8 protein-coding genes are annotated in these 11,733 nt (G+C 33.5%); 3 read left to right on the top strand and 5 right to left on the bottom strand.

Features of this window, described 5'->3' with window-relative positions; genetic code table 11:
• Nucleotides 1-101 precede the first annotated feature (101 nt).
• The 3 genes from BLW23_RS10290 to BLW23_RS10280 form a co-directional block, all read right to left on the bottom strand.
• On the bottom strand, nt 102-1,460 hold the full coding sequence (locus BLW23_RS10290) for an OmpA family protein (protein WP_093669509.1): 1,359 nt from the start codon (nt 1,458-1,460) through the stop codon (nt 102-104).
• Nucleotides 1,461-1,580: 120 nt separating this feature from the next.
• Complete coding sequence (gene kbl / locus BLW23_RS10285) at nt 1,581-2,774, bottom strand: glycine C-acetyltransferase (RefSeq protein ID WP_093669805.1); 1,194 nt, start codon at nt 2,772-2,774, stop codon at nt 1,581-1,583.
• Nucleotides 2,775-2,823: 49 nt separating this feature from the next.
• Nucleotides 2,824-5,955, bottom strand: a complete 3,132-nt coding sequence (locus tag BLW23_RS10280) for a UvrD-helicase domain-containing protein (RefSeq protein WP_093669507.1) — start codon at nt 5,953-5,955, stop codon at nt 2,824-2,826.
• Between the two features lie 202 nt (nt 5,956-6,157).
• Between BLW23_RS10280 and BLW23_RS10275 the strand changes: the two genes are divergently transcribed.
• Nucleotides 6,158-7,111, top strand: a complete 954-nt coding sequence (locus BLW23_RS10275; protein ID WP_093669505.1) for a carbon-nitrogen hydrolase family protein — start codon at nt 6,158-6,160, stop codon at nt 7,109-7,111.
• Between the two features lie 146 nt (nt 7,112-7,257).
• On the opposite strand, the gene BLW23_RS10270 is transcribed toward BLW23_RS10275, so the two are convergent.
• Entirely contained in the window at nt 7,258-8,094 is an 837-nt protein-coding gene (locus tag BLW23_RS10270) for a ZIP family metal transporter (RefSeq protein ID WP_093669503.1), read from the bottom strand.
• 19 nt (nt 8,095-8,113) lie between these two features.
• Nucleotides 8,114-8,782: a metal-dependent transcriptional regulator gene (locus BLW23_RS10265; protein ID WP_093669501.1), complete on the bottom strand. Its 669-nt coding sequence runs from the start codon at nt 8,780-8,782 to the stop codon at nt 8,114-8,116.
• A 109-nt stretch (nt 8,783-8,891) separates the two neighbouring features.
• Between BLW23_RS10265 and BLW23_RS10260 the strand changes: the two genes are divergently transcribed.
• Both BLW23_RS10260 and BLW23_RS10255 read left to right on the top strand, forming a co-directional pair.
• Nucleotides 8,892-11,123 (top strand): TonB-dependent receptor, encoded by a 2,232-nt coding sequence (locus BLW23_RS10260; protein ID WP_093669499.1) that lies wholly within the window; start codon nt 8,892-8,894, stop codon nt 11,121-11,123.
• On the top strand, nt 11,124-11,603 hold the full coding sequence (locus BLW23_RS10255; protein WP_143032145.1) for a thioredoxin family protein: 480 nt from the start codon (nt 11,124-11,126) through the stop codon (nt 11,601-11,603).
• Nucleotides 11,604-11,733: the final 130 nt, after the last annotated feature.

Raw genomic sequence — 11,733 nt, 5'->3', positions numbered from 1 at the left:
AAGCCAATTTTAAAAATGTTTCTAACTATTTTTAGTTTTTTATTATAATAAAAAAAGCCTCACGCATGGTGAGGCTTTGATTTTATATGGTTGAAGTAAAATTATTTTACAACTTTGATTTCAACACGTCTGTTTTGAGCTCTTCCGTCTCTAGTTTTATTAGAAGCGATTGGGTAATCCTCTCCAAAACCTTTAGAAGATAATCTGTTTGCAGAGATACCAGTTTTGCTAACGATATAGTCAACAACTGCTTTAGCTCTTTTTTCAGATAATCTTAAGTTAGAAGCTGCTCTACCTTGACTATCAGTATGTCCTTCAATGCTAAAGTTAGCTTTAGGGTACTCTTTCATGATAGCAGACATTAAGTCTAATTTACCTTGAACGCCTGGTCTGAAAGAAGTTCTTCCTGAGTTAAAGTAGATAGCTTTAGCGAAATTCTCTAATTTCTTAACAGCCTCTTCTTTAATGATAACTTCAGGACATCCGTTGTTAGAAGCAACACCTTTAACGCTTGGACACTTATCGTCTTTGTCTAATACTCCGTCTCCGTCAGTATCTGGCCAAGGACATCCGTTATTAGCGGCTGGACCAGCAGTGTTTGGACACTTATCTTTGTTGTCAGCAATTCCATCGCTATCAGCATCAGGACATCCATTCAATGAAGCTAAACCAGCTTTAGAAGGACATGCGTCATCTTTATCAGCAATACCGTCACCGTCAGCATCAGGACAACCGTTTAATGCAGCTAAACCAGCAACTTCTGGACAAGCATCATCAGAATCTTTAATACCATCGTTATCAGTATCAGGACATCCGTTGAATTCTTTTAAACCAGCAACTTCTGGACAAGCATCTTCTTTGTCATATATACCGTCACCGTCAGTATCTTTTCCTCCGAATTTGAAAACTAAACCAACTGAATGTTGGAAGTGATCTTGAACTTTGTCAGCAAATTCTTTCTTACCACCAGATTGGAAGTTTAAACCTAAGTTATCGTTGAACCAAGTGTTAAAACCTAAACCAGCGTTTAAAGTTCCTTCACCTGCGTCACCTAGGTTAGCATAACCACCACCTAAGTATACATATGGATCGAACCAAGAAGTATCCCCAAACAAGTTGTTTAAGTCATACTTTACGTTAGCATCGATAGCCCAATAAAGCTCATCCATATCGTCTTCAGCTCTGAAAGTTTCGATTTTGTTTAAAGAACCCGCTACTTGTAAGCTGAATCCGTCGTTTAAATATCTGTCAACAGAAATTCTTGAAACTGAAGGCAAGATATTCCAGTCACTAGTACCGATATAGTCTTTTGCGTAGTCTCCAAATTCAGTAGGAATTCTGAAGTCAACAGCATTAACTCCGAAACCAACTACCCATGGGTTGTCTGAATCCTGTGCGCTTACCGTTCCCACTGTTGCGAACGCAAACAAAGCCATCACAGCTAATTTTAATTGTTTCATTATTAAAAATTTAAATTAAAAGTTCGTTTATATATAACGCAAATGTAAGTTGTTAAAACTTATTTACAAAAACAAATCTACAAAAACTTACCAGAAATGCAAGTTTTTTGTCGCAATCATTTATATCACTTTCAGTTCCTTTCCTACCTTAATAAATGCATTAATTGCTTTGTCAAGGTGTTCTTTTTCATGAGCGGCCGATAATTGAACGCGAATCCTCGCTTGTTCTTTAGGGACTACGGGGTAAAAGAAGCCTATAACATAAATACCTTCTTGTAAAAGTTTGTTAGCCATTAACTGAGAAAGTTTAGCATCATATAGCATAACAGGAACAATTGCTGCATCTGCTCCAACTAACTCGAAGCCAGCTTTTTCCATTTCTGTTCTGAAATATGTGGTATTCCATTCAAGTTTGTCTCTTAGTGAGGTGTCATTAGATAGAATATCAAATACTTTTAATGAAGCTCCCACAATTGCAGGGGCTAAGGAATTTGAGAATAAATATGGACGAGAACGTTGACGTAATATCTCAATAATTTCTTTTTTACCAGTAGTATATCCGCCCATGGCACCACCTAAAGCTTTTCCTAGAGTTCCAGTAATGATGTCGATACGTCCCATTACTTTTTTAAGTTCTAAGGTTCCTCTTCCTGTTTCTCCTATAAAACCTGCTGCATGGCATTCATCGATCATTACCAAAGCGTCGTACTTATCTGCCAAATCACAAATTTTGTCTAATTCAGCAACAATACCATCCATTGAGAATACTCCATCGGTAACAATAACCTTAAATCTGTGATTTTGTTTATTAGCTTCAATTAGCTGTTCTTCTAAAGAAGCCATATCATTGTTATTGTACCTATAACGTGCAGCTTTACATAGTCTTACACCGTCAATAATGGAAGCATGGTTTAGGCTATCAGAAATAATAGCGTCTTCTTTAGTTAAAAGAGGTTCAAATACTCCACCGTTTGCGTCGAAAGCAGCGGCGTATAATATGGTGTCTTCAGTTTGATAGAATTCAGCTATTTTACCTTCTAATTCTTTATGAATATCTTGAGTACCACAAATAAAACGAACTGAAGACATTCCAAAACCATGTGTGTCCATAGTATCTTTCGCAGCTTGGATAACTTCAGGGTTATTCGATAAGCCTAAATAGTTATTTGCGCAAAAATTAATTACTTCTTCACCAGTAGATATCTTAATTACGGCATCTTGCGAAGAAGTAATAATTCGTTCTGATTTATATAAACCAGCATCTTTTATGTCCTGGATTTCTTTTTGTAGGTGTTCCTTTATTTTTCCGTACATTTTATTCTGTTTATTAGGTTGAATGTTTGTTAGGGTCAAATTTAGTGGGTTAAACTTTTTCAACCAAAATTTCTTCACCAATATATACCAAGAGTTTTTTATGCACTTCAAGGTTCATTTCTTTTAATGCGTTAGCATATTTTAAAACTTGTTGATGATGTTGAGTGGAAGCCTTCCCTGTTTTATAATCTATAATTGTGGCTATGTTGTTTTTAATAATCAACCTGTCTGGGATAATAATTTGATTGTCAATAGTAACTATTTCTCGTTCACTAAAAACAGTGACGTCTTCCGCAAAGAATTCTTTTAAAAGAGGATGTTTAACGATATTGGAAATAGTTTCTTTTATAAAATGAGTGTCCTTTTTTTGAATAATACCTTGATTTGTATATTCAGTAATAACATGAGGTATATCTTTTGCCGTTATGATTTTAGACATCATTTCATGAATAAGGTTACCGTATTCAATAGCTTCTTCTTGCTTTGTGTTCCAAAGTTTGGAAGCGCTTGCCAGCATGTAAATGTTATGGTCTTGCCAAGGAGAGGAGATAAAGTTGTCTTGTGTTTTTGTTTTATTCTCTAAGATTTTTATTTCGCTTTTCCTCGTGTCGTTTCCAAATAAATAAACTAGATCAGTATCATTCCAAAGGCCATTTTTCTTGAGATAGTTGATAAATATTCCTGAGTAATAATTAGTGTTTTCTCCAGTTTTTGAAATTCTTTTATCAGTTATAATATGTAGTTGTTCAATGGGTCTTGTTAAAGCTACATAAAGTAAGTTTAAATTATCAAGTTCTAATTCTTCTCGCTGTTGTTCATAAATTTCTTTACCTCTATTACTAATGAAATTTAAACTCTTGTTAAAAGGAAGTAGCAATTCATTAAAAGGAGTGTAGTTTTCTGGAAGTTTATTAAGCCATATTTTTGGGTTTATCTGCTGGTAAATATCCAGATCACAAGGGAATATGACCACAGGGAATTCTAAGCCTTTCGATTTGTGTATGGTCATTATTTGAACAGCATTGGTGCTTTCTGGAGCAACAATACTGAGATTGTCTTTTTTGCGATCCCAATAGTCTAAAAAACTTTGGATGTCCGTATCGTTTCTTTGCTGTTCTAAAACAACATCAAGGAAAAACTGAATATATGCATCAGAAGAAGTGCTTAAATGAAAACCTCTAATAATATTTTCAATTTTTTCATAAAACGGTAGTAGGTTAAAATCTATCAGATTAAAAGAAGTACTATAAGAAGCTAAACTTTCAAATAAATTATGATTGGTTAAATGAATATGTTTGGAAATAAAAAGATGTTTTTTGTCTTTAATATTTAAATGGCCATGAAGAAAGTATAAAACATTAATAAGTGTTTCTTTATCAGTAGGGTGTTGCAGGATCTGAAGTACATCAACAATAAAATTTATTTTTGTATTACTTTTTAGTAACAGAGTTTCAGAAGAAACAATAGGTACTGAATTTTCAGACAGGTAATTTGCTACAGCAATTCCGTCACTTTTTTTGCGAACAAGAATACATATTTCATCTAGTCTGAATTGTGTTTGCAATTCGTTTATTTTTTCTAGAACCTTGATTGGGTATTTTAAGACTTCTGTTTCTTTTTCGTTTTGTTTCTCTAAGAAAGTTATCGATACGCATCCTCCTACCCTTTTATTTGCTGATTGTTTATTACCTTCAATGAATAATTGCTTGTAGCTGGTGTTTTGTAAAAAGTTGGCTGAATGTTGAAAGAAATCATTATTAAAATTTATGATTTCATCATAGCTTCTGAAATTGGTTTCTAGTGTTTCAGATACTTTGGGTATTTGGAATGGGTTTAAAGAGTTTTCATCGTTAGAGCCTAGGCTGATAAATTGTTCTGCTTTTCCACCTCTCCAACGATATATAGCTTGTTTTCCATCGCCTACCAGTAAGAGATTGCTGTTTTCTTGAGCTAAAGCATTATCAATTAAAGGAATTAAATTTTTCCATTGCAAGGTCGAGGTATCTTGCATTTCATCTATAAAGTAATGCATGAAACGTTGTCCAATACGTTCATAAATAAAAGGAGTAGGTTGGTTTTTAATGTTATTCGCAATTAGTTGGTTGAACTCGGCATTTAAACGAATATTATTATCTTCTTTTATGGTGTTTAATTCTGTGTTAATATTATTTAGTACTGCTAGAGGAATTAAACTTTTTAAAGCTAATTCACACAAAATTAACTGTCCATATATTTCTTTACTCTTTTCAAATAAGGAAATCAATTCAGGTAGAACACCTTCAATAGAGTTTTGGATTTCAGGTTTAGCCGTTTTTGTATAGAAATTATGGTTTTCGATAGCTTTATCGATGGTCTCGCTCCTTTTTTTGAAATCGAAAGAAGAGGAGAATTCGCTTAGGTCTTTTAGAAATTTCGGAAAAGTACCACGTGTAAAGTTTTTGGCTTCTAGTCCTGCATTCTCAATAATGTCAAGAGCTTTTATTCCTTTGTTTTTAATTTCTTGAAGTAGGTCGGTTTTGCTTTTTGATAATCTATTTTGTAAGCCATTGAAATCGCTAAGTTCTTTTGAGGCTAATAAGTTTATATGTTTGGCATCATCTTCGTTGAGAAGAATTTTGGAGATATCATTTAATTCTTTGGAAATATCCCAGGATTTGTCGTCATCAGTTTTACTTAATGAAAAGTGAATTAGTAGTTTCGTTATGTCGTTGTCACTACCAATTTTTGAGACTAAAACATCAACAGCTTCACTAAGAAGTGAAACGGCATCCATTTCAACTTCGAAATTAAGACTCAGACCAAGATCAAAAGCAAAACTTTTGATGATTTTATGGGTAAAACTATCAATTGTGGTGATGGAAAAACCAGCATAATTTTGTAGAATCGCATCAACAATTTTTTTGCTACGCTTTTCAATAATTTCTTTGTCTAAATTCGTTTCATCCAGAATTAACGGTAAAATGTCATTTTCTTTTCGATCGGCAAAAGTTTGAAGGTTGTTCAAAACTCTTTCTTTCATTTCACCTGCTGCTTTGTTGGTAAAGGTAATGGCAAGAATTTTTTGGAAAAGAAAAATATCTTCAGATAGTAATAATATTTTTAGATACTCTTTTACAAGCGTAAAGGTTTTTCCACTACCCGCAGAAGCATTATAAACTTGAAAAGATGAAGAGTTTTGCATTCTATAAGTTTTATGCAAAGTAACTTATTTTATTATTTTTTCCTCCATGTATTAGCAAAAAGCATGATACAAATCCTTAGTTAATCTTTTCTGAGTTAAAAATCATATATATAGCTGATATGTTAAGTTAGAGCTACGGAATATAAGTATAGTAGATTTAATCAACTCATTTTCTTTATATTTATCTGAAAATCAACAATAAATGGATACTCTTATAAAAATAGGGATGGCGCAAATAGCTCCCGTTTGGCTTAATAAGGAAAAGACTATAGAAAAAGTGAAAAAGTATATTGTACAAGCAGGGAAAGAAGAGTGTAACCTAGTCGTTTTTGGAGAAGGGTTGTTACCGGGGTATCCTTTTTGGTTGTCAATAACCAACGGTTCTGAATTTAATTCAAAAGTTCAAAAACAGATTCATGCACATTATGTAAAGAATTCGATTCAAATTGAAAGTGGTGAGCTAAAGGAAATTTGTCAGTTAGCTAAAGAGTACCATATAGCTATTTATTTAGGTGTTATTGAGCGAGCTCAAAATAGGGGAGGGCATAGTTTATATTGTTCTTTGGTTTATATTAATGAAGAGGGAGAGATAAAATCGGTTCATAGAAAATTACAGCCTACTTATGAAGAGCGTTTAACATGGTCTCCAGGTGATGGAAATGGGTTGCAGGTACATCCATTAAAAGCATTTACAGTAGGAGGTTTAAATTGTTGGGAAAATTGGATGTCTTTACCGAGAACCGCCCTATATGCTCAGGGAGAGAATTTGCATATAGCCGTTTGGCCTGGTGCGGACAAAAATACGTTTGATATTACTAAGTTTATTGCTAAGGAAAGTAGATCGTTTGTAGTTTCGGTTAGTGGTTTTATGTCTATTCAAGATTTTCCAAAGGAAACACCTCATTTTGAGAAAATAATTGAGAATTCACCAGAAATTCTTGCTAACGGTGGTTCATGTATTGCTGGTCCCGATGGAGAATGGATCATTCCACCAGTTATTGGGAAGGAGGGACTGTTTACTGGGGTGGTTGATTATCAAAAGGTGTTAGAAGAACGTCATAATTTCGATGGTGTAGGTCATTATTCTAGACCAGATGTTACGAAACTTGTTTTAAATACTGAACGACAATCTGTGTTGAGTGTTATTAAAACTTAAGCGTTATTTTTTTGCCTTAATTTTAACTGATAAAATATATTAGTATAGGGGTGTGAATTGTCGAAAACGAAAAACCATTCCTTAGATAAGAATCTAAAACGGAATGATTTTTCAAAATTAAACTTTTATTGTTTTTGACTTATTGATTATCCAAGACCAACGTCTAATGACATCATTACAATAAATCCTCCGATAAACCCTAAAGTGGCAATATCGGTATATTTGTCTCTCTGTGTTTCTGGAATAACTTCTTCAACTACTACGAAAATCATGGCTCCAGCAGCAAAAGCTAAGGCGTAAGGTAAAATTGGAACAAAAAAAGATACTGCTACAGCGCCTATTACAGCAGCAATAGGTTCAACAATTGCAGAAAGTTGGCCATACCAAAAACTTTTACGTCTACTGACTCCTTGACGACGCAGCGGCATTGCAACAGCAAAACCTTCTGGGAAGTTTTGGATTCCTATTCCAATTGCTAAAGAGATAGCAGCGATTACCATTTCAGTTTGCTCTACACCAACTAAAGTTGAAGCAGCTCCAAATAAAACACCAACAGCAAGTCCTTCAGGAATATTATGCAGTGTAATAGCTAATACTAATAAGGTAGTTTTATGCCAGTTTGTTTTTACACCTTCTGCTTCGTTGTCTTTAAAATTAATATGAAGGTGAGGTAACCATTTGTCCATGCCAAATAAGGCTAGAGCTCCAAGAGCAAAACCAATAGCTGAAGGAATTACTTTCATAAACCCTTCTCCTGGACTGTTTTCAATAGCAGGAGATAGTAAGCTCCAAAAACTGGCAGCTACCATAACGCCTCCTGTAAAACCAAGCATCCCATCAAGTACGGCGCGATTTAATTTTTTAAAGAAAAACACCAAACTAGCTCCTAGCCCAGTTAGTCCCCATGTGAATAATGATGCATAAAGAGCCCCTTGAATAGGGTGTTCTTTACAAAATGCAACTATCTGATCGAATAACTCCATAAATATTTAATAATGTGTTTTAATCTTGTTTTTGTGTTTTTTGAATATATAAGTTGTTAGCAATTTTATTCGAAATACTGAGTAACTTATTATCCATTTTAATTGTAAACGAACCGTCGAAAGGTTCTTTTTCAGTTATTTCAATGCTTTTTCCTAATGCTATTTCATGTTTGTCTAAAAATTGAAGAAATTCAGAAGAGCTATCTTCTACGCCTATGCATATGCCTTTTTCGTTAATATTTAATGTTGCTAAAAGACTTTTTTCAACAACATGAAGATTTCCGTTTTTATCAGGAATAGGGTCGCCATGTGGATCTCGCTTCGGGTAATCAAGAAAAGCATCTAACTCGTTTATTAGTTTTGGAGAATTAATATGTTCGAGTTGTTCTGCTACTTCATGAACTTCGTCCCAAGAGAAATTCAATTTTTTAACTAAAAAAACTTCCCAAAGACGGTGTTTTCGAATGATGTTTACCGCTGTTTTTTTACCTAACTTAGTTAAGCTTACTCCTTGGTATTTTTTATAGAGTACAACTTCTTTTTCAGATAATTTTTTAATCATATCTGTAACAGAAGATGCTTTGGTATTCAGCTTTTTCGCGATAGCATTGGTGCTAATTCCTTTGGTAGATATTCCTCCTAAGTGGAATATAGTTTTTATATAGTTTTCTTCGGATTGACTAAACATTGGGCTTTGTTGGGTTGTGCAAACATACAAATTTTGTTTTATATAAACATATTTTTAGGTTAGTCTAAAAAATATTTTACCTTTGCTCAAAAAATAAGAATAAAATAGAATGAAATATTTTTCGCTACTACTGCTACTATGTAGTGCTAAGGTTGTTTTATCTCAAAGTATAATAAAAGGTAAAATAACATTTAATGGGGAGCCATTGGAAATGGCTAATATTGTTTTAAAAGGAACTAGTATTGGGACACTATCAGATAAGAATGGGAACTATTACTTAAAAACTGATTCTTTTGGGAAACAAAAGCTGGAAGTGTCATCCATTGGGTTTAATACTCGATTAAAAAGGATTCAGTTAATAAAGGGAGGAACTTTAGAATTGAATTTTCAGTTAAAAGAAGTTAATTCGGCGTTGGAAGAGGTTGTTGTTTCGGGAACCATGAAGCCAGTGAAAAAATTAGATAGTCCTGTACCAGTTGAAGTATATTCGCCAGTTTTCTTTAAAAAGAATCCTGCACCTTCAATTTTCGAATCTATTTCCAATGTGAATGGAATTCGTCCTCAGGTAAATTGCAGTGTTTGTAATACAGGAGACATTCATATTAACGGGCTAGAAGGGCCTTATACTTTTGTGTTGATTGATGGAATGCCTATTGTTAGTGGGCTGTCTACTGTTTATGGTTTAACTGGGTTGCCTCAATCTTTAATAGAAAGAGTGGAAATTGTAAAAGGACCAGCCTCTACATTGTATGGTTCTGAGGCTGTTGGTGGAGTTATTAATATTATTACTAAAACAGCTAAAACGGCACCAAAATTAACATTAGAGTCTTTTGGGAGTTCTTGGGGAGAAATTAATGCAGATTTAGGGCTTAAATATAATTTAGGAGAGACGAATGGTTTACTCGGTGTTAACTATTTTAATTATCAAAACCCAATTGACAATAACAACGATGGATTTACGGATTTAACTTTACAAGATCGAATTTCAATATTTAACAAGTTTTCTTTTTCGAGAAAGAATAATAGGGTTTTTACTGTAGCAGGTCGTTATCTTTATGAAGATAGGTGGGGAGGTGAAACAAATTGGGCACCTAAATATAGAGGTGGTAGTGAAGTTTATGGAGAGAGTATTTATACGAGTAGATGGGAAACTTTTGGAACTTACGATTTGCCAACTAATGAAAAGCTAAGTATTCAGTTTAGTGCGAATGGTCATGAACAAAACTCTTATTATGGTGATACTTTTTATCAAGCCGATCAGTACATTGGTTTTGGCCAATTACTTTGGGATACTTCAATAGGTAAAAACCATAGCCTTCTTTTGGGAGCAGCTTATAGGTATACGTACTATGACGATAACACACCAGCGACAGCTAATGATTTGAATAATGAGCCGTCAATAACGCATTTGCCAGGAGTGTTTGTTCAAGACGAAATTACATTGGCTGCTAACAATAAACTTCTATTAGGAGCTAGATACGATTATAATAGTGTTCATGGCGGGATTTTTTCTCCAAGAATTAATTATAAATGGAATTCTGAGAATAATGTCGATGTAATAAGATTAAGCTTAGGTAATGGATTTAGAGTGGCAAATGTTTTTACGGAAGATCATGCTGCTTTAACAGGGAATAGAGAGTTATTCTTTGAAGATGAATTAAAGCCTGAAACTTCATGGAATGCGAATGTTAACTATGTAAAGAAAATTACAACAGATAATAGTACAATAATCAATATAGATGCAAGTACTTTTTACACCTATTTTGAAAACAAAATTATCCCTGATTACGAAACAGATACTAGTAAAATTATCTATGGTAACTTAGACGGAAACTCGGTTTCTAAAGGGGTTTCATTGAGTACGGATATTACATGGCAAAATGGATTGTCTATTATTGCAGGGGCAACATTAATGGATGTTTCAGTAACTGAAAATGGAGTAACAGAACGTCAATTATTAACGGAAAGTTTTAGTGGTACTTGGAGTATTTCATATACACTGCCTAATATAGATTTAAAAATTGATTATACCGGAAATGTATATGCTCCAATGGATTTGCCCTTGTTGGGAGATAATGATCCTAGAGCACCTAAATCTCCATGGTATAGCATTCAAAATATTCAATTATCCAAAAAGTTTACGAATAACTTTGAGCTTTTTGGAGGGGTGAAAAATCTCCTTAACTTTACTCCAGCGGCAAATAGTATTTTAAGGAGTTTTGATCCTTTTGATCAAGATATTGACCCAAACAAGCCTAATTTAACATTTGATCCGGCGTATGTGTATGCTTCCAATCAAGGTGTAAGAATGTTCTTAGGATTGCGATATAAATTATTTTAATTGAGATATGTATTCATCATATTAATGTTTTTTGTTTCACATCATTTGTTCTCTCAAACGAATGATGTGAAGCTTCTTACGTATACGTTTGAAGAGGTGCAACAACTACAAAAAAGTAACGAAAAACCTGTTGTTGTTTTTATTCATACTGCTTGGTGTAAGTTTTGTTTCGCTATGAAAGAAAAAACATTTACAAATCTTAACGTGATTAAATTACTAAACGAGAAATTTTATTTTATATCGCTTGATGCTGAGTTTAAAATGCCCATAAATTATATGGGACATGAATTTAAATATAGAAAGACAACATCTTCTTCAGGAATACATGAACTCGCAGAAATATTAGCTACTACAGAAAAAGGAATTTCATATCCAACTACGGTAATCTTAGACTCTAACCGCACAATTGATGAGCAAATTGACTATTATCTTTCAGATAATCAGTTGGTAAAGGGCTTGAAAAGGTATCTTCAAAAATAAAAATCGTTATTTAACGATTAATGTTAAGGTAACATTTAGAAGGGTTCTTAACATTAAAAAAACATTCTAATAATAGAAGAATAATTTACAGCTAACATTAGCTTTACAGCTTACGTTGAATTTTGCGGGA

Origin of the sequence: Tenacibaculum sp. MAR_2009_124 (assembly GCF_900105455.1) — a bacterium.
Taxonomy (GTDB): Bacteria; Bacteroidota; Bacteroidia; order Flavobacteriales; family Flavobacteriaceae; genus Polaribacter.
Note: the sequence above shows the minus strand (reverse complement) of the source record. Positions and strands in the feature narration are given on the sequence as shown.

Excerpts from the sequence above, each read along its gene's own strand:
- BLW23_RS10270 (WP_093669503.1), bottom strand. The coding sequence starts at position 8,094 with ATGGAGTTATTCGATCAGATAGTTGCATTTTGTAAAGAACACCCTATT.
- BLW23_RS10275 (WP_093669505.1), top strand. The coding sequence starts at position 6,158 with ATGGATACTCTTATAAAAATAGGGATGGCGCAAATAGCTCCCGTTTGG.
- BLW23_RS10280 (WP_093669507.1), bottom strand. The coding sequence starts at position 5,955 with ATGCAAAACTCTTCATCTTTTCAAGTTTATAATGCTTCTGCGGGTAGT.
- BLW23_RS10290 (WP_093669509.1), bottom strand. The coding sequence starts at position 1,460 with ATGAAACAATTAAAATTAGCTGTGATGGCTTTGTTTGCGTTCGCAACA.
- BLW23_RS10265 (WP_093669501.1), bottom strand. The coding sequence starts at position 8,782 with ATGTTTAGTCAATCCGAAGAAAACTATATAAAAACTATATTCCACTTA.
- kbl (WP_093669805.1), bottom strand. The coding sequence starts at position 2,774 with ATGTACGGAAAAATAAAGGAACACCTACAAAAAGAAATCCAGGACATA.
- BLW23_RS10260 (WP_093669499.1), top strand. The coding sequence starts at position 8,892 with ATGAAATATTTTTCGCTACTACTGCTACTATGTAGTGCTAAGGTTGTT.